16 protein-coding genes and 1 tRNA gene are annotated in these 20,126 nt (G+C 40.0%); 6 read left to right on the plus strand and 11 right to left on the minus strand.

What is annotated here, in order from left to right:
- Positions 1–66 precede the first annotated feature (66 nt).
- Both C7Y70_RS05740 and C7Y70_RS05745 read right to left on the minus strand, forming a co-directional pair.
- Positions 67–1,164 carry an endonuclease/exonuclease/phosphatase family protein gene (locus C7Y70_RS05740; RefSeq protein ID WP_135473720.1) on the minus strand — a complete coding sequence of 366 codons (1,098 nt, stop codon included), beginning with the start codon at positions 1,162–1,164 and terminating at the stop codon, positions 67–69.
- 25 nt (positions 1,165–1,189) lie between these two features.
- Complete coding sequence (locus tag C7Y70_RS05745) at positions 1,190–1,510, minus strand: hypothetical protein (RefSeq protein ID WP_135473721.1); 321 nt, start codon at positions 1,508–1,510, stop codon at positions 1,190–1,192.
- A gap of 465 nt (positions 1,511–1,975) precedes the next feature.
- Here C7Y70_RS05745 and C7Y70_RS05750 point away from each other — a divergent pair, with 465 nt between their 5' ends.
- The 4 genes from C7Y70_RS05750 to C7Y70_RS05765 all read left to right on the plus strand — a co-directional run bounded on the left by C7Y70_RS05750 (position 1,976) and on the right by C7Y70_RS05765 (position 8,075).
- Positions 1,976–3,553 carry an ATP-binding cassette domain-containing protein gene (locus C7Y70_RS05750; protein WP_135473722.1) on the plus strand — a complete coding sequence of 526 codons (1,578 nt, stop codon included), beginning with the start codon at positions 1,976–1,978 and terminating at the stop codon, positions 3,551–3,553.
- A gap of 66 nt (positions 3,554–3,619) precedes the next feature.
- A complete protein-coding gene (rhlP, locus tag C7Y70_RS05755) occupies positions 3,620–4,474 on the plus strand; it encodes a rhombotarget lipoprotein (RefSeq protein WP_135473723.1) in 855 nt (284 codons plus the stop codon).
- A 65-nt stretch (positions 4,475–4,539) separates the two neighbouring features.
- Entirely contained in the window at positions 4,540–6,594 is a 2,055-nt protein-coding gene (locus C7Y70_RS05760; RefSeq protein WP_135473724.1) for a TonB-dependent receptor, read from the plus strand.
- Positions 6,595–6,857: 263 nt separating this feature from the next.
- The gene (locus tag C7Y70_RS05765) at positions 6,858–8,075 is read left to right on the plus strand and encodes an MFS transporter (RefSeq protein WP_135473725.1); all 1,218 of its coding nucleotides are present in this window, start codon (positions 6,858–6,860) and stop codon (positions 8,073–8,075) included.
- A 59-nt stretch (positions 8,076–8,134) separates the two neighbouring features.
- Here C7Y70_RS05765 and C7Y70_RS05770 read toward each other — a convergent pair whose 3' ends face one another.
- From C7Y70_RS05770 to C7Y70_RS05800, 7 genes are all read right to left on the minus strand, one after another.
- The gene (locus C7Y70_RS05770; protein WP_135473726.1) at positions 8,135–9,274 is read right to left on the minus strand and encodes a Na/Pi symporter; all 1,140 of its coding nucleotides are present in this window, start codon (positions 9,272–9,274) and stop codon (positions 8,135–8,137) included.
- Between the two features lie 541 nt (positions 9,275–9,815).
- Positions 9,816–10,067, minus strand: a complete 252-nt coding sequence (locus C7Y70_RS05775; protein ID WP_099296304.1) for a TIGR03643 family protein — start codon at positions 10,065–10,067, stop codon at positions 9,816–9,818.
- 49 nt (positions 10,068–10,116) lie between these two features.
- A complete protein-coding gene (locus tag C7Y70_RS05780; RefSeq protein WP_135473727.1) occupies positions 10,117–10,497 on the minus strand; it encodes a VOC family protein in 381 nt (126 codons plus the stop codon).
- 69 nt (positions 10,498–10,566) lie between these two features.
- A complete protein-coding gene (locus tag C7Y70_RS05785; protein WP_135473728.1) occupies positions 10,567–11,562 on the minus strand; it encodes a fatty acid desaturase in 996 nt (331 codons plus the stop codon).
- 296 nt (positions 11,563–11,858) lie between these two features.
- Positions 11,859–12,332 (minus strand): GNAT family N-acetyltransferase, encoded by a 474-nt coding sequence (locus tag C7Y70_RS05790; RefSeq protein WP_135473729.1) that lies wholly within the window; start codon positions 12,330–12,332, stop codon positions 11,859–11,861.
- Between the two features lie 196 nt (positions 12,333–12,528).
- A complete protein-coding gene (locus C7Y70_RS05795; RefSeq protein ID WP_135473730.1) occupies positions 12,529–14,466 on the minus strand; it encodes a BspA family leucine-rich repeat surface protein in 1,938 nt (645 codons plus the stop codon).
- Positions 14,467–15,050: 584 nt separating this feature from the next.
- A tRNA-Leu gene (locus C7Y70_RS05800) sits at positions 15,051–15,135 on the minus strand.
- Between the two features lie 251 nt (positions 15,136–15,386).
- Here C7Y70_RS05800 and C7Y70_RS05805 point away from each other — a divergent pair.
- A complete protein-coding gene (locus tag C7Y70_RS05805) occupies positions 15,387–15,881 on the plus strand; it encodes an RDD family protein (protein ID WP_135473731.1) in 495 nt (164 codons plus the stop codon).
- Between the two features lie 37 nt (positions 15,882–15,918).
- Here the strand turns inward: C7Y70_RS05805 and lptG are convergent, their stop codons facing one another.
- Positions 15,919–16,986, minus strand: coding sequence for an LPS export ABC transporter permease LptG (gene lptG, locus C7Y70_RS05810; RefSeq protein ID WP_099296297.1), 1,068 nt, complete (start codon positions 16,984–16,986; stop codon positions 15,919–15,921).
- Positions 16,983–18,095, minus strand: coding sequence for an LPS export ABC transporter permease LptF (gene lptF, locus C7Y70_RS05815; RefSeq protein WP_099296296.1), 1,113 nt, complete (start codon positions 18,093–18,095; stop codon positions 16,983–16,985). Before lptF ends, lptG begins: the two co-directional genes overlap by 4 nt.
- 415 nt (positions 18,096–18,510) lie before the next feature.
- Between lptF and pepA the strand changes: the two genes are divergently transcribed.
- A complete protein-coding gene (pepA, locus tag C7Y70_RS05820) occupies positions 18,511–20,022 on the plus strand; it encodes a leucyl aminopeptidase (protein ID WP_135473732.1) in 1,512 nt (503 codons plus the stop codon).
- Positions 20,023–20,126: the final 104 nt, after the last annotated feature.

Genomic DNA, 20,126 nt, shown 5'->3' on the forward strand with positions numbered 1-20,126 from the left:
AGTAAATTCAACGCAGTTTGCGTTGAAAGTAGCCGCTGGAGATAGATTTATTATCCAGAGTTCAGGTTATTTAAGCTGGGCTTTATTTATGTCGTCATCAAATGTTGGAACTGACTTATATGACGTATTATCCATTTGCAGTTCATCCACAGCTTGTTGAATGTTCATTTCATCATCTAACTGCTGATTACTATTAGCGGGTTCATGCACTAACTCAGTTAGTAGTGCAAAATGATCTGAGCCATACTTTGCCAATCGTTTAATCCGCTTAACCGTAAAACCATGACTATGAAATAAATGATCAAGCGGCCAGCGCATAAAGAAATACCCAGCATGAAAAGTATTAAAAAAACCTCTCCCTTTACGTGGGTCTAAAAAGTCACTGATCTCCATAAACAAACGGGTACTTCTTGACCAAGCAACATCATTCAAATCGCCAGCAACAATAGTTGGACGTTTGTTATTCTTTAAAGCTTTGGCCAGTAAAATAAGTTCGGTATCTCGAGGCCTAGAAGTATCTTCTTCTGTAGGACTCGGTGGGGCAGGATGAATAAAATGACCTTGCACTTCAAGACCTTCAGCAGTCTCAAATAAAATATGAATTGAGGGAATATCACTCTCTACTAACTCACATACTTGTTGTTTTTTTATTTTATATTTACTGTATAGATGCATGCCGTAGCGATTATCTTTTGGACAAAATATTGTATGAGGGTAGTCTTTTTCAAGTACTGATAAATGTTGTTGCCATTTACTATCCGACTCAAGCGTGATCAGTAAATCTGGTTGGTTCTCGTTCACTAAATCGATTAAATCTTGATAGCGAGTGTTCGACATCAACACATTCGCCGACATAATACGAACACTATGTTCACTTCCTGAGGGGCTATGAGCCACCTCTTTTTTTGCGAGCCATGTGTACGGGAATATCCACTTACCTTGAATAAGCAAAATAACACTCGCCATTATTAAGGACAACAAAACCAAAGGCGATAGCTCGCTAAAAGCAAAATACCCAGCTAAAAATAGCCCAGCTAATGCAAAATAAAAAACCTGTAACCGAATAAAATCGCAACTACGAATTAAATAGTGCTGGCTGTATGACATAGGTAAAAGTGTCACTATCAAGAACACACTCAGTACACATACTAATGCAATTAGCATTCAATGATCCCTCATTAATAACGACTTAAATTGATAAAATCTCTCGAGTATCGTGAACCATATGAATAATGGAATCGTCAACCTCAATAGTAATACGACCATCACGGTCTATCGGCTTTAATACACGACCATGACGATAAATAGAGTCATCTAATATATCACCTTTGTGAAGCTTTTTCTGCCAGCCAGGAGGCAATTGACCACCATTATCAACTTTCTTTTGCAACCCCGGTGGTAAGCTTCCTTTGTCTTTACTCTTGCCTTTGTTTTGATGATCATTTTTTGCAAAAACAGGGCTGCTGATTAATGCTAACCCAACTATGGTCATAGCTAAAAGTGCTTTCATAATTTTACTCCCTACTTAGTTCATTTAAACAATAGCAATAATTAATGAATACGTTATGAAGTAATGTAAATAATCCATCAATTGACTATAACAGAGACTATTTAATGAAGACTAACAAGTAAGCCTGAACCAAAGATAAAATAAATTACAAAGCTTTTAATGATAGTGTGCGCTCACATACACTTGAAGTAACAAGTTATACCTCACTTTTAAACTTATTGGCATAAAACAAAAAATAGTAAAAACAGCCTTACAAACCACAGCATAATTGTATATTATTAACTCACTTACCTTATTGGAGTTTGCGCTACGATGAATAACTAACACCTGTTGAAATTCGTTTTATTTATTTGAATTTACAGGGTTAGTGGGCGCAAAATTCGTCATATTTCTCGTTATCGACTTAACGATCCATAGTTAGTTTCATAGCTTTGCGCGCCATGCCCTGCTCATATCAGAGGCATTATGCAGTCATTACAAATCCATAATTTAAGCTATCAACACCCTGATGGCCATGTACAATTTAAACAGCTTAACTTTTCAATTAATAAAAAAATCACCGCGATTATTGGTGCTAATGGCAGTGGAAAATCCATTTTGGTAAATATTTTAGCAAACCAACTACAACCTAGTGCGGGACATGTTGAGTTTAGTGGCACACGTTTACTTGTATCACAGCAATTAAGTGATCACTATTTACAAGGCTCCTCAAACACCATTGCTAAACAGTTAGGAATAGATAAAAAACTAGCAGCTCTTACACGTATTACACATGGAAGTATTGCTGAAGCGGACTTTGCGTTAGTAGGCGACGATTGGTTATGTGATCAATATTACCAGCAACAGCTATCTAGCATAGGTATTAATGCTCCCATCAACACCCCAATTACTCAATTAAGCCTAGGGCAACAACGTTGCTTAACACTCTATTGCGCATTAGCTGCTAAGCCAGATCTTTTAATTTTAGATGAACCTAGCAATCATTTAGACCGCGTAGCAAAGCTGTGGTTAATACCACAGTTACATACATTTAGAGGGCAAGTAATTATTGTTAGCCATGACAGCCAGTTACTTGAACACAGTGATGCTATTATTGAATTGAACAGTCGAGGCTACCACTACGAAACAGGCAACTTTACCCATTTTTGCCAGCAAAAAGAATTACAGCAAACCGCGCTGAAAAAACAAATAAATCACTTAGCAAAAGAGCAAAAAAAACATCAACAACAAACTCAAATTAACTATGAAAAAGCACAACAACGAGCCGCACAAGGCAATAAGCACCGCCGTAGTGCTAGCCAAGCTAAAGTTATGCTCGATTTTAATAAAAATAAAGCACAAGCACGTAAAGGCGCTAATGAGCGCTTAGCATCGACAAAGCTCAATGCCCTCGCCCAGCAGCACCAAACCCTTAGGCAACAACAACCCCACAAGATTGAAAGCAACCTAACATTCACTCAATCGACCAGTAATAAACGCCTACTGTTCATTGACAAACTATGCTCAGCACAAATAAACCGCAACACCCCCATAACATTACAGGTACTCAGTGGCAACAAACTACATATAGATGGCCCTAATGGCTCTGGCAAATCAACGCTATTAAAGGCTATAAATGATTCAGCGCAAACGCGTATTAATCCAGCTATTCATCTGAACAGTCAGGTACTTTATATTGATCAACAATGTTCTTTTTTAATTCCCTCACAAAGTTTAATGGATGCAGTTCAGCTGCATTGCGGCCTTGAGCAGCAAGTAATACGAAACGTACTGGCAAACCAAGGATTCAAAGAGGACGATGTTTATCGTCAGGTCGCTCAGTTAAGCGGGGGTGAAAAAATGCAATTAGCGATGCTGATAGCTAAACAAAATGCCAGCAGTCATTTATTGCTCCTTGATGAACCCGACAACCATTTGGATCTAGATAATAAGCGACACCTTGCTAAAAGCCTTGCCGATTTTATTGGTAGTGTTATTTTAGTTAGCCATGATGAAGTGTTTGTAAAACAAACGACAATAACAGCAACACTGACATTTAAGTAACCATGACAGAACTTTTTGGTCATTTGCTGTTCAAACTCATCGGATCACATAATAATAGAGAATAATATGAAAACGCTCAAACTGATTTTAGTATTCGTTATCGTATCTTTGGCAGGCTGCAGTACTATGCTCAGCCAAAATGCGAATCAAGAAACACGCTCTAGTAGTTTAGTGGATTTTCTATATCCTAATGAACAAAGTCGTCAAGCTCATCAACCAAGTTTACCAACGCTTAACTTACCTGCCACTGTCGGTATTGCATTTATTCCCAATCAAAACGATGCAGGTATCCGTAGTAATGAAGAAGTTGCGTTACTTGAGAAAGTTAAAAAACAGTTTTTACAATACGACTATATCGACCGCATTGAGGTTATTCCGAGTAGTTATTTAAAAGGAGGTCAGGGGTTCACAACCCTTGATCAAGTATCCCGATTATATGATGTAGATATAATGGCACTGGTTTCATACGACCAAGTATCGCAAACACTGGAAAACAATGCCGCCTTTTTGTACCTGACCATTGTTGGCTTGTATGTTATTCCTGGTAATGAAAATACGGTTCAAACTTTTGTCGATACCGCTGTTTTTGATGTGAAGAGTAAAAAAATGCTGTTTCGCGCACCGGGTATTAATAAGGTTGATCAGCGTAGTACGGCCGTCGGTATTGACGATACCTTAAACAATCAATCAAACAGCAGCTTTAATTTAGCCGTGGATGACATGATAGTAAATTTAGATGCTGAACTTGGCTCATTTAAAAGCCGAGTAAAAGAAGAGAAAATAGCAAACGTAAACCATAAAAATGGCACGAGTTCAGGCAGTGTTTTTTGGCTATTAGCGCTTCTTGCTGGTGGTTTAATTTTAAAATACCGCCAACAAACCCGCTTTTGCAAAAATGCATCAAACGTCGTTCATCGCTAAAGTTTTAGCATTCTTCTAAAAGGCTATATTCTGCCCTTTTGAATCAGATTAGATAAAGGGCTTATATGCTTTTTCGAGTACTAGGTTTAACGCTAGCTTTTACAACAGTATGTGATTCTTTTGCAAACCAAAACGATATTGAACGCATCACGACAACAGCATCTCGCTCGCAAGTAAATGCCGATCCTCTCCCTTTAGTTGTCAGCAGCATCACCCAAGCAGAACTGGATTTAATTGCCCCCACCCACATTGAACAAGTATTAAAACAAATCGCTGGCGCAAATTTACAGCATGGTAATGGCCAAGAATATTTACCTGCGCTTCGCTCTCCAGTGCTGTCTGGTGCGGGCGCCTGTGGCGGTATTTTAACGGCTGAAGATGGCATTCCACTGCGTGCGGCTGGTTTTTGTAATATTAACGAGTTATTTGAAGCCCACACGGAAATGGCAGATCATATTGAGGTTTTAAAAGGTCCAGGTTCAGCCCTTTATGGTTCAAATGCTGTGCATGGTGTTATCAATGTCATCACGCCAGATACCACTTACGATGAGCAGTTACTGGGGGTTGATTTAGGCTCTTACGGTTACAGCCGTTTAAAACTGCGAAGCGGGAAGGACCTTGGTGATCAAGGGGTTGGGATCAACGCCAGTGTAACGCGCGATACCGGTTACCGTGATGATGAAAGTGTAGATCAAGAAAAACTCAACCTACGTCACCGTTATCTAAATGAAGATTTTTCGATTAATACAGGGTTGAGTTATACCCATTTAGACCAGCAAACAGCGGGCTTTATAACTGGCTTTGAAAGCTATAAAGATGACCAAATAGCTCAGCAAAACTTTAACCCTGATGCATTCAGAAAAGCGCGTTCTTTTCGAGTTTGGTCAAAAGCACAGTGGCAAACCGAAAAAGATAGGATCACCCTGACCCCCTATATGCGCAGGCAAAGCATGACCTTTTTCAAGCACTTTTTACCAGGTACACCGCTTGAAGAAAATAGCCAAAATGGCTTTGGCGTACAGTCACTTTGGCAACATGCCTACTCGAATGAACTGACTGTTAATTTAGGATTAGACAGCGAATATACTCGCGCTGACTATCTACAATATCAAGATAAGCCAACCCAAGGCTCTGCATTTTTAGTTGCGACAGTACCGCAAGGCAAACATTACGATTACGACGTAAATAGCACGCTGATTGCGCCATTTATTAGCCTTGATTGGCAATGGCAACAACTTAATGTCAGCCTAGGTGCTCGCTTTGAACGACTCAATTACGACTACACTAATAACATGTTTACTGGACGTACCGCCGAAGATGGCAGCGAATGTGGGTTTGGGGGATGTCGTTACTCTCGCCCACCCAGTGATGAAAATACCTTCACCAATACATCACCCAAATTGGGCTTGAGTTACCAACTGAGTGAAGATAACTATTTTTACGCAAACCTCTCGCGCGGCTATCGAGCCCCACAAGCAGCCGAGCTTTATCAGTTACAGCGTGAGCAACAAGTTGCTGATTTAAAATCTGAAACAGCAAACAACCTTGAGCTAGGCCTCAAAGGACAATATCAACAATTACACTATGTAGTGTCTGCCTACGCTATGGATAAAGAAAACGTCATTTTCCGCGACAGTGACTTTTTTACAATTAATGATGGGCAAACCCAGCACCGCGGTATTGAATTAGAGCTAGACTATCAGCTTACTCAATCTATACAGCTTAGCCTTGCAGCAAGCCATGCACAGCACACATATGACTATGACCGTGTTTTATCCGGTGTAAACATTAATGGAAATGACGTAGACACAGCACCACGTAATATTGCCAACATCCAAGCAAGCTGGCAAATCACTGGTAACACATTAGCTTCGATTGAATGGCATCATGTTAGTGACTATTTTACCGACCCTGAAAATCTTCACAGCTATGATGGCCATAATTTACTTAATTTACGCAGTGCATGGCAGCTCTCTAAACAATTAAAACTTACCGCGCGAATTAACAACCTAACCAACACCGACTACGCAGAACGTGCCGACTACACTGGCTTCAGTGGAGACCGTTACTTTCCAGGCAGAGAACGTAACTTTATGTTTTCAGCAAGTTACGCATGGTAATAAATACATCTTTTTAGTTTGCGTGTTTTAGCACTGGTTTTATATTGCTCTTTCAAGTGCACTTAAAGTATAGGTGCACTTTTGAACAGCACGCGAGCTGACTTTTTATAATCCATAATTCAAGCCACATTTAGCACCTTATTGGGCCATGATAGCCAAGGTCGATACGGTTAAAGCTACTATTAATGATTGGTCACGTTTAATCAATTAAATTACTCAGCCTAAAGCCGTGTGGTTATAATAGCCTCCCCTATTTGTTATTGATGACTTTGATTTTGAATTCGACTCTCATTAAACGTAGTGCTTTTTCTTCTGCTATTTTAATTTTAGGCATTATTTTTATTGCCGCCAACCTACGTGCTCCTGTTACTGGGCTTGCTCCTGTACTTGAACATATTATTTTTAGCTTTAGCTTAACCCCCTCACAAGCCGGTATGCTAACAACGCTACCGTTAATTGCTTTCGCACTGGCCAGCCCTGTGGCTGCAAACCTCGCTAAAAAACAAGGCTTAGAAAGCTCATTATTTATTGCGCTCATTCTAATCGGTTTTGGCCTGGCATCACGGTTAATTGACTCTGTCACAATGCTGTATTTAGGTACTGCTATTATTGGAGTTGGTATTGCGATAGGTAATGTGCTGCTACCGAGCTTAATTAAACGCGATTTCCCGCATAAAGTGGCAGTGATGACATCTACTTACGTATTGGCAATGGGGATTTTTGGTGGCTGTTACTCAGCATTAATTATTCCCTTAGCTGAATATAAAAATATTGGTTGGCAAATTGCACTAGCCTGTTATGGGCTACTCACTCTAATTAGCATTATTATTTGGTTACCCCAATTAAAGTCTCACACTAAGCCCACAAAAGATTTATTGGCAAGTGTTCATAACAACAAAGTATGGCAAGAGGCGCTCGCGTGGCAGATTACTTTACTACTGGGCTTAAACTCATTTTTTACCTACATTATGATTGGCTGGTTACCAAGTATTTTGCTTGAAGCAGGCCACTCAAACCAGTATGCAGGTGCTCTACAGGGGTCATTTCAGATAGCTTCCGCAATCCCTGGTATTATATTAATCCCACTACTGGCAAAGCTAAACGATCAACGTATTTTAACTAGCTTATTAGCATCAATAGCCGCAACATGCTCACTTGGACTACTTTATTTTCCAGAGTTTGCTGCGCTGTGGACTATTACATTAGGGTTTTGCTCAGGTGCTTGCTTCATTCTCGGGTTGTCGTTTATTAGTTTACGAACCCACGATACAGATCAAGCAACTTCACTGTCTGGCATGGCGCAATGTTTAGGCTACTTGCTTGCCGCTGCAGGCCCTCTTATTGCTGGGTCATTACATAGTTATTTTGGCAATTGGGCAACCACCTTATGGTTGTGTGCTTTAGCAAGTGCACTCTGCGCTATCTTTGGCTATCTCGGGGGCCGTAATATTACGATGAAGCACACACTACAAAACCCTTAAATAAAAAATGCGCTATATGAATAACCATATAGCGCATTCTTATCATTTATATGATTTGTCTAACGCACTGCTAGCACAATTAAACCAGGTACTACAAAGAACGAACCCAACACATAGCCCAGTGCTGCCGATTTATTCTTAGTGCCTACCTCAGCCAGTTTCTCAGCTAGTTTAATTGGAATCTCACGCAATACTGGAATACCGTAAATAAGCGCTACAGCAAACACATTAAACATAACATGCACAAGTGCAATAGTTAGCGCCACTTCAGCCATTGGGCCAGTTATAGATGTTGCAGCTAATAAAGCAGTAATAGTTGTACCAATATTTGCACCCAAGGTGAACGGATAAATTTGGCGCGTAGTAAATACACCACTCCCTGCAAGTGGAATCATCAAGCTTGTTGTTGTTGATGACGATTGCACCATAACCGTTACAGCCGCACCTGATGTAATACCCGCAACTGGGCCACGACCTATCGCGCCATGTAATATATCTTTTGCCTTACCAACAAGTGCCTTTTTAAGAAGCTTACCTAACGTTGTTACTGCAAATAAGATTAAACAGATACCCGCAATGACCATTGCTGCGCCTAACATTTTTGTATCTAAGAAGCTAAATGCGTCTTTTATTACACCCACAGCAGGTTTCACTAAAGGTTTTACAAAGTTATAACTCTTTAATGATAAGTCAGCGTCACCTACAAACAAATGCGACAACATGGCTGAAAGCTTTTGTAATAAACCAAACATGATTTCAAGCGGTAAGAAGATAGCAACCGCGAACAAGTTAAAAAAGTCATGAACTGTTGATGCTGCAAATGCACGCTGAAATTCATCTTTTGAGCGAATATGACCAATTGATACCAAAGTATTTGTTATGGTTGTACCAATGTTTGCACCCATTATCATTGGGATAGCAATACTTAAAGGTAAACCACCTGCCACAAGTCCAACGATGACTGACGTTACAGTAGAAGACGATTGTACTAAAGCGGTTGCTAAAGCACCTAGTAATAAAGCGATAAACGGGTTAGTTGCAAACGCAAAAATTTCTTGTGCGCCTTGAGTACCACCTGACGCTAACTTAAAACCACCACTGACTGTACCTACGGCAACCAGTACTAAATAAACTAAAAAGGCAATGGCTGCCCAGTTAAGTGTTTTAATTAATAGCGTGTTCTGCTTTGATTCACTCATGATTAAATCTCAATTGTTGTCTTGCCGATTGTGGCATTTTGATGACGTTTTTGTTTCAGGGCGCATTAGAACACTCCAATATTACAGAAATATTTCATTCAAATTAACAAGCGCTCGTAAAACAAACATTCATGAAGTGAGAACACTAAACCAAGATCAAACAGCGCTAACCAATTAAACTTTAAATTTAATTATCAATAAGTTAACACCAGCATTGAACTTTACATTGATTTACAGAGCAACTGACAACGCTTTATTCTATTTATCAAATAAATTGTATTTTTTATCTAAGAGGCTTTGTAATTGGTCGGCAGTTTAATGCCATATATAAGAATAGAAACAACAGACAGGGAAAAAGAAGGGGTAATATCCCCAAGCCACCTGAAGGTACGAGCGTCGTTGGAATTAAACGCGATTTAGGCGCTAGTAATAGTGGCGCTATTGTTAAAAGCAATAACGCACTAGAACGCGCCTTCAATGAAAGAGCATTACTCTTTGGTCATTGAGAAGCGCGAAACAAAAATGCCATTGGTACAGTGTACTAACGGTGTTTGTATTGTGTTTTACAATGGCTGCGCATGATGGCTGGATCACGTAACTTTAAATGCTTTGTTGTACGGCCACTATGTCGCTTGCGCCATACTTTAAATGAACCGCTAGAAACATTGCTGCGCATAAAAGAAACAAGCTGCGAGTGGTTTAAACCAAAAAGGTCTTCAATAGCTTCAAACGGCGTACGATCTTCCCACGCCATTTCAATAATTCGAGAAGTTTCACTGTCACTAAATTGCATAATTTCCCCAAATTACGTTCATACGCAGTCATTTCTACTTTAGCTCACCTTATTGAACACTTATATCAACTCGCCATGGTGGATTTAAGCGATTGTCTCCGGCCCAATACAGCTTAATTAGGTTTCCTGATGGATCTGTCAGTTTAGCCTCTCGCCATAAGTAACGCTGTTCAATAATCTCGGTATCAAATTTAATACCTTTCGCTTTTAGTGACTCAACCCACTCAGTGAGTGTGTTACTTTCAAAGTATATTGTTGCCCCATGACTAAACACACCATTTGTTAATACTAAGGAAAATGTAGCGTGATTAGCGCATTCAAAGCGCGAGTAATGGGGTGTTTTTACAATTTGCGTAAAGCCCAAAGTCAGGTAAAAAGCGTTGGCTTTTTCGATGTCAGTGACAGGTAAAGTGATTTGATTAAGATTCATAGTCGCTACCTAAATATAAAGTTAAGTAACGACTTTAAAACCTCAACAAAACTTGAGGTCAACTAGGTATTAAGAAGATTGATAACGATTCGCCTGCTTGATACTGGCAAAGTCATTAAACCGCACACCGTGTTTCTTCATAACCTCAAGAACCTTTTTACTGATCATTTGGCGTAAATAGAACGGCTGATTTGGCACAAAATGATGAATAGTATGAGTGTGTCCAAAGTTAAAACAGAACAAGTTAAACGGGGCAAATAAACGGCTGGTTATTACATGCGTTTGCTCCAGCATGTTATTAACGCCGCCATAATAATGCATTGATGACGTAACAAAGTTCAGCGAACTTGAGCGCACGATGTTTGGCACAATCAACACCACCATTAAAAACTCAAACAGCGCCATCACATCTAACAATAAAACCGGTGAGTTAGCTTCAAGTGGCATAAATAAGTTCACTAAATGAAATACAATAACGCTGTATAAAATGGCAAAGTAAGCTGTTGTTATCGGAAAACCAGCATTAAACACTTTCAAAAAGCTAAAGCCTTTGATTTCTTTACTAAAGCGCTTAGCGTTAATTAATAATCCAAGTAACCCATCAACAATCACTAATACGCGTAAGAATGGATTTTTAATACCATTACCGACTAAACGCTCTTCTAAATCTTGCTCAGTGCCTGATACCTTATGATGATGTAAATGCATTTTACGGCGATACCACGGGCTGATTGTATTAGGCCGCATCAGCCACACAGTCAACATCATAAAATTATGCAAAAATGGTTTATTACTAAAGTATTGCTTATGGATAAGGTCGTGTTCTAACTCATGAGAAATTGAGGTGGCAATCGCAGCTAAAATAATACATAACCAAGCAGGTATAATAGCAAGGTAATACAGTGTGCCAACACCTATTAAGGCACTAAGTGAGAGCAATAAAATTGCCATACCTAAGGTATTTTGATGAGCTAGTAGCGGATGTTTTTGACGAAGTTTGGCTTCTTCCGCTTTAATCACTCTAACAATAGCTTGAATATTTTCTTTGGCACTCAACGGGGTCATAAATAGCAACTAAAAATCAACGTTGGCCAAATGATACCCGAATAAATAAAAAGCTGCTATAGCGAGAGGAAGAAGCAAAATAAAAGTGTAGTTAGTTTACCCAAGGTGTTTTCAATGGGTATTAATCTTCAAGTTCATCCTCATTTACTTCTCATTCCTTTCTCTTTGTGCAAAAAATTAAGTGAATTATTCACAAAGAGAAAGAGACTCTGCGCTTTTAGAGAACAAGAAGTAGATGCATGGCATAACAAAGTAAAAGTTTGTACGTTGCTTAACTTACGTTATGCCTCTTATTATTAAGCAGTCATACTTTTAATCAGCGCTAGCTTTTCAATACCGTGCTCAGGGGTCCATCGTTTAAACTCAACAAAGCCATGCTTTTTATATAGTTGAATCGCCGGTTCGTTAACTACGGCAGTTTCAACAACAATAGTCGGTGGCTTTATTGGTGCGGTACTCGAAAAGTCATTAAGTACAAAATGCATTAACCTATTCGCAATACCTTTGCGAAAGTGATCAGGGTCAACCACTAAGCTATTTATTTCTAATTGACTATTTTTAACTTCTAGTTCAATAACACCTGCGATTGAGTCACCTACATACAGGCCATAAAAGTGTGAGATTGAATTTTTTATATTATTAGCTGTGCGTAACAAAGGTGGAAAGTTAAGCGTACCTATTAGTTCAGCTTCAATTTTATATGAACGTTGAAAGGTAGTGTGGATTTGCTCAGCGACTAAAGCGTTCGCATTATTTAATTTGTTAACCAACCGAATAAGCTCTGCATCATGTAATTATATAGTTTAATTTATCAGCGTATTACGTTTTTATAAAGGCTTTCTATTTGAGGGAGACAGCAGGCTGTATAATACGCTCATAAAATAACAGCGCACAAAAGTGTGTTCAGCATGAAGCTAGCGCTGCGGTGTTCTAAACTTGAAAACAACGCAGCTTGCCAGTGAAATGCTATTGTAGCAATCCCCCATCAGCAATATTCCATTCGTGAATATCAGTTAAGATGTCGCGTCCAATCTTTCCAGCTTCAGAATACTGGCTATTACCAGCATGAAAACCAATTTTTAGCGGTGGAGCCGATAATTTACTCCAGCCATTGAGTAGGGCATCGTAGTTTTCAACTGACAATGCAATCCCTTCGAACATGCTACGCATATCACTGAGGTTAGAAATATCCCAATCACTTAAGTTTTGATCAAATGAAACCGCATTGCGAAACATACTGTTCATATAGGCGACGTCGGACACATTCCAGCGGCCAATGTCTTGATTAAATGCTGATGCACCATCAAACATATTGCCCATATAAAATACAAACCCAACTTTCCAATCACCTAAATCTTGGTTAAACGACACTGCATTAGCAAATAGCCCTGTCATCCTATAAACACCGCCAACTGTCCATCTGCCAATTGGTTGGTTGAATTGGCTGGCATTATTAAACATACGTATCATGTCTTTTAAGCTCGATGTATCCCAATTGCTAATATCTTGATTAAAGCGCGTTGCACCATCAAACATATGCCCCATTCTTACGACACGAGACACATCCCAGCTTTCAAGAGGTTGATCAAATAAAATAGCTCCTTGAAACATACCGGTCATATCTGTAATGGTAGAAACATCCCAATCGTTTATGTCTTGGTTAAACGATTGCGCATACGAAAACATATAAGACAGATTTGTTACGTTTGATAAGTCAGGTGTATCTAAGGCATTAATAACAAGCTTAGAGCAGTTTATAAATGCACGCTCCATCGACGACCAACGAATATCACCCCACTGCTCGACAGTTAATAATTTGTTCCAATCAGCTTGTGTTTCATCAAAGTAAAAACGTGGAAAGTCACCACTTATTTTAATGGTATAAGTTCCGCTGGTGTCGTATGTGTGGGTAATTGTATTGACAACATTTCGGTCGATATTGCCATCGCCCCACTCTATCTGGAAATTATAACCCTCACCTTTCGTTGTAATTTTAATTGTATTAGCATCTGTCGAGAACAGTTGTGTATTATCCGTTTTCCATGTTGTGATAAATTCACGAGGTATAATCACCTCAACAGTGCGCTCAATACTTGCCGTGTTTCCTGCTTTATCCGTTGCTGTGTAGGTAACTGTGTATACACCTGCTTTATTAACGTCAACTTCACCAAATACTGTTGTACTGATTGCACCGTCAAAGTCATCAAATGCCGACGCCCCTTGTTCAGTGTATTCCTCATTTAAAAATAATTTAATATACCCTTTACCTATAAGATTAAGCATCGGTGGTGCAGTGTCTTTAGCGTCAAGTACCGTCACTTTTCGGGTAATTGAACTCGTATTACTAGCTGAATCGACTGCAGTATATGTGATTATATAGTCGCCAGGTGTACTTTCATCCACAATGCCTGAAATAGCGACACTGACTGTTCCATCCACATTATCTTGAGCTTGCGCCCCTAGCTCTTGGTATGATTCGCCCAGCTCAAGAGAGATAGACTTTTCACCATTCAACGTTATATTCGGCGCTTGTGTATCATCGGGTGCAACCACTGTAATTGTTCTAATAACACTTGAAGAGTTTCCCGCACTGTCAGTCGCAGTGTATGTAAACGTATATACACCAGCTTGATTAAGGTTCAAAGAGCCTGACACGCTAACACTTACGCTACCATCCTTATCGTCTGAGGCAGACGCACCATACTCCTGGTAGCTATTGCCTATATTTAGTGTAATAGCCTGCGAACCGTTTAAAGTAATAACAGGCGCTGTTATATCTAGGTTTGAATTAGTTTTCGTGTCAGCCTTTTCAGCACCACCAGAGCCACCGCCACAAGCAGATAATGTAAACAGAATGCATAAAATAAAAATATGCTTAAAGCTAAATAAGCGATTCGTTGTCATTTTCTTTCCTTTAAAATGCCCCAATGTACGAGTCTTGAGTAAGGGTAAGTAAGTTATTAAATTAAAAATAGAGTTAGGTCGCGCATTCTACTATACCCACAATAGGTAATCTGTATTTATTTACCAAAAGGCTTTTGCTGATAAATGTTTTAAACCAATATCAAAGAAAGTTAAAAAAATACAGACTGGCTAAAACGATGCTGGGTCTTAATAATATTGCTTTAAGTGGCGCTCGAGTCCGCATTTCACTTTTAAACCTGAAACCATAATTCATCCATGAAGCTGCATCCATCGTTCATCCATGAACTCACTTCGAGCAACTGCGAAACTTCGTTTCGGTTTACTCTCACCCAGCGGGCGGATTTTAACTCATAACAGTGCCACTCTAAGTGGCGCTCGAGTCCGCATTTCACTTTCCTCTAGGCATAAAAAAACCCTTGCTAAAAAGCAAGGGCTATCAAAAGTGGTACCAGCGGGCGGACTTTAACTCATAACAGTGCCACTCTAAGTGGCGCTCTAGTCCGCATTTCACTTTCCTATAGGCATAAAAAAACCCCGACCAATTTGGTCAGGGCTATTAAAAGTGGTACCAGCGGGCGGACTCGAACCGCCACTCCTTTCGGAAGGGGATTTTGAATCCCCCATGTCTACCAATTTCATCACGCTGGCATCATTTTTCTTTAACCTTCTAAACACGAGAAGATAAAGAAAAACCACTTTAGAGCTAGGACTTATAAAGCTGTCTTCGTCTCTATGCCAAGCATTATACAAACAATGGCCTTAGCGGCAAGCCTTTTTTACAAAAGCGTGAACAACCGCTTAACAATTGAGCAACCATTAACATTGTGCGGTTTTGCAGTCCTAGTATTTGTCACCCTATTTGCTAAACTAGCGCGCATATCAACTTTGTGAGTATATTTATGTCTGGTGACTTTCCAAGTGCGGGCTTTTGGCGCCGCTTTGCTTCATTAATTTACGACTCATTAGTCGTTATTTCATTGTCTATGCTAACGGCTATTTTATACTTTGCAGCAATACAAAGCTTTATTGCTTTGGGTGTTATCGCGCCAACCGAAGACCCTGCCGCTTTAATTCAAGACTCTCCACTGCTGTACGGTCTACGCAGTGCATTATTTGTTGCTGTTAACATTGTATTTTTTGCTTACTTTTGGACAAAGAGCGGTCAAACAATTGGTATGCGCGCATGGCGCTTAAAAGTGCAAACACGCGACGGTAATCTGATCAGTTGGCCACAAGCTATTATTCGTAGCCTAAGCGCATTATTAGGGCTGGGTAACCTGGTGGTGTTAGTGGATTTCAAAAATAAACGTGCGTTGCAAGACTATATTGCTAAAACAGAAGTAGTGACATTATCAAAAGAAGAGAACAAACGAATTTATCGTTCATTAGATTAACAGTGTATTTTAAGGAGCTAGTACCTAGCTCCTTTTTTTAATTTCGTTTATTTAGCAGATAAGTCGCAAAACCAATAAATATAATACTCGGTAGTGTTGCGCCTATAATCGCAGGTATTTGATACACCATCACTACTGGACCAAAGATTTCATTAGTTAAGTGAAATACAATTCCGGTTACAACCCCCATCACTATACGTGCGCCCATAGTCACAGTCCTAAGGGGGCCAAATATAAATGATAAAGCAACCAATAACATAACGGCAATTGACACTGGCTGCATAATCTTACGCCATAGCGCGAGCTCATACGTACTCACATCTTGCTCATTCTGTTCAAGATAATCTAAGTATGACCAGAGCCCTGTAAAAGACAGTGACTCTGGCTTTACAGACACGACCCCGAGCTTTTCTGCTGTAAGTTGTGACTCATAAAATTCTTCATCGAGCTGTTGGGTAATAATTTGCTCTTCACCTATTTGCACCTTACTTACGTCACGTAATAACCAGCCATCGTTCCTGCTCACAGCTTCTCGTACTTTGGTTATCTCAGTCAGTTGTAATGAATTATCAAAGTGATACATATTAACACTGTGCAAAACACCATTTTGATCAACATCTTCAATATTGATGAAGTTATTACCATCTTTAGCCCAAACGCCTTTTTGTGCGTTAAATACATCACCACCGTAAATTGCTTGGTTGCGTATTTCTTTGGCTTTTTGCTGTGCCTCAGGTGCGCCCCATTCGCCAAGAGCCATCATGCAAATTGCCATAAACACGGCAGTCTTCATTACTGATATGATGATTTGCAAACGCGACATACCCGCCGCCTGCATTACGACCAGCTCACTATTAGAAGCAAGCGCTCCCAAACCGGTGAGACCACCTATTAAAGCAGCCATTGGGAAAAAAACCACTAAATCACCGGGTAGACTGTACACAGTGTAAAGCAGCGCAGTTGCAATATCATAACTACCACGGCCAACCGATTTAAGTTGCTCAATAAACTTAATTAAGGTGCTTATGCCCACCAAAACCATAAGCGCAAAACCGGTAGTCTGAATAATGCTTCTACCCAAATATAAATCGAGAGTTTTCATCATGCGCCTAACTCCCGCTTAGTAACAATCGCTTTGAGCCAAGCACCCACTGGCCGCCCTTTTATAATTAAAAACCCACCAATAAATAGGGCTGTAATATGAATCCACCATAAACCAATTGACGGTGGTATTTTGCCATCTTCAACCGCAAACTTTGCAGCATTAAGTAGTATAAAATACCCTAAATACAGACTGATGGCGGGCACTAATTTTGCAAACTTACCTTGTCGTGGATTAACAACGCTTAAAGGAACTGCCAGCAATGTAAGTAATGGTATTGAGAGCGGAATTGCTAAACGCCATTGCCATTGCGCTACGGCCTCAGGCGTATTCATCGAGATTAAATTCATCGTTGGCACAGCTTCTAACTTACGACGCTGATGCTCTACTTCTTGCTCGCGTATTTGTACACTGTAACCATCGAACTCTGTTAGGTTAAGCGCTGGTGTTTGGCCATCAGTTTCATAACGTTTACCTTCGCTAAGCACGAGCTGCTGCTCACCATTTTCTTGCTCAACGACGACACCACGCTGTGCATAAACCAAACGAGCTAAGTTATCTTTTTCACTGTCTGGTAATTGTGCAACAAAAACTTTATTAAGTTCTTTCCCGCCGTTATCAATATTATGAATAAATACAACCGCTTTTTCATTGCCAGTTTGTTGAAATCGACCTGCTCTTAGTGCAGACAATCCCGCATCAGCTTTGGCCTGCTCTTTTAATTGGTATTCGAGTTCGCTGGCCCAAGGAGCTACATAGAGTGTTAAAAATCCAGCCATTATTGCCAAACCAATGCTTGAAATAAGAGTAACACGAACAACATACCATTCACTGACTCCACAGGCTTTAAGTACGGTCATTTCGCTATCAGCGTAAATACGGCTATAAGCAAGTATGATCCCAAGAAAAATACTTAGCGGTAAAATTAATGAGGCTAATTGTGGAAGTTTAAGTGCAATCATCGACAGCACTAGCTTAGCGGGAATACCACCTTCGGACGCATCCCCTAAAATAACCACAAACTTTTGTGACAAAAAGATGGTCATTAGGGTTAAAAATACAGCGACCTGAGACTTTAAAACTTCAGTGGTCAAATAACGGAAAATTAGCAATGCTTGCCCCTGTTAAACATCGTGTTTCACTTCAATAGCGGGAAAAACTAAGTAAACTTAGCGTTTTACTCTGTTTATTATATGTCATCAGCATTATACCCAAACCACCTCAAGATGCGAGCGTCGTTGTTACTTCTTAAAAGGGAGTGCCATTGTTGCAAAGTAACGCCTTGATATTAAGCCCCTGTGAAACGCTGAATTCTGCACCTTGAGGTGGCTTGGGTATATTTATCCTACCTAACAACACGATATATTGCTGCTTTAGTGGTATTAATCGAGTCAAAGGTATAAAGTTCAAAAACACATAATGAGTTAAGGTTTTTAGACTAAGATTAAACCAATTAAATTACTTAGCACTAGAAATTTATTTAATTACCCATATTAAGGGTTCTATGACTCAAAATTAGGAGTGACAATGGAATTTAGCGTAAAAAGTGGTAGTCCTGAAAAGCAGCGTAGCGCATGTATTGTAGTTGGCGTTTATGAGCCACGTCGTTTATCCCCCATTGGTGAACAACTCGATAAAATCAGTGATGGTTATATCTCTAATTTACTTCGTCGTGGTGACCTTGAAGGCAAACCAGGGCAAGTGCTGTTATTACACCATGTGCCAAATGTACTGAGTGAACGAATTTTATTAGTTGGATGTGGTAAAGAGCGTGAGCTTGACGACAAGCAATACAAACAAATTATTTCAAAAACCATCAACACCCTAAACGAAACGGGTTCGATGGAAGCAGTATGCTTTTTAACTGAGCAACATGTTAAAAGCCGCGATACTTATTGGAAAGTTCGCCAGGCAGTTGAAACAACGCAAGACTGTTTATACACATTTAACCAATTAAAAAGTAAAAAGAGCGACCCACGTCGTCCACTGCGTAAGATTGTATTTAACGTGCCAACGCGTCGCGAGCTTACCATTGGTGAAAGTGCCATTGAACACGGTTTAGCAATTGCAGCTGGTAGTAAATTGTGTAAAGACGTAGCCAATATGCCACCAAATATTTGTAACCCTGCGTATTTAGGCGAGCAAGCCCAAGAACTGGCAGCCAATTTCGAAAACGTAAGTGTTGAGCTTATTGGCGAAGAAAAGATGGCTGAACTTGGTATGAACTCATACTTAGCCGTTGGCCGTGGTAGTGACAACGAATCGGTTATGTCAGTTATCAACTACCAAGGCGGCGCAAAAGAGCAAGCCCCTATCGTTCTAGTTGGTAAAGGCCTTACCTTTGACTCTGGCGGTATTTCTCTTAAGCCAGGCGAAGGTATGGACGAAATGAAATACGACATGGGTGGTGCAGCGGGTGTTATTGGTGCAATGCGCTCTCTTGCACAAATGCAACTACCTATCAATGTGATTGGTATTTTAGCAGGCTGTGAAAACATGCCCAGCTCAAACGCTTATCGTCCAGGTGATATTTTAACTACCATGTCAGGGCAAACAGTTGAAGTGCTTAATACCGATGCAGAAGGACGTTTAGTGCTATGCGACGCTCTTACGTATGTTGAGCGTTTTGAGCCAGAAACAGTAATTGATGTTGCCACTCTAACAGGTGCATGTATTGTTGCACTTGGCGCACATGCAACCGGTTTATTATCAAACCATAATCCACTTGCTCATGATTTATTAAAAGCCTCTGAGCAAAGTGGCGACCGTGCATGGCAGCTACCACTGTGGGATGATTATCAAGATCAACTAGAAAGCCCATTTGCTGATTTTACTAACTTAGGCGGACGCGCAGCTGGCACAATCACTGCAGCCTGCTTCTTGTCTAAATTTACTAAGAAATATAACTGGGCACATTTAGATGTGGCTGGTACAGCATGGCGTAGCGGCAAAAATAAAGGCGCTACGGGCCGACCTGTTCCAATGTTAACGCAGTACTTACTTAATCGTGCAGGTGTAAGCGAAGCCGCACAAGATTAAGATTATTGTTTTTACATTTTAAAAGGCGCTTTTAGCGCCTTTTTTATTGCGTGATTTATAATACCTATAGCAGTGTATTCATTGAAGCAATCGGGCTTTTATGG

Origin of the sequence: Pseudoalteromonas sp. KS88, assembly GCF_004766475.1 — a bacterium.
In the GTDB taxonomy this organism is placed as follows: Bacteria; Pseudomonadota; Gammaproteobacteria; order Enterobacterales; family Alteromonadaceae; genus Pseudoalteromonas.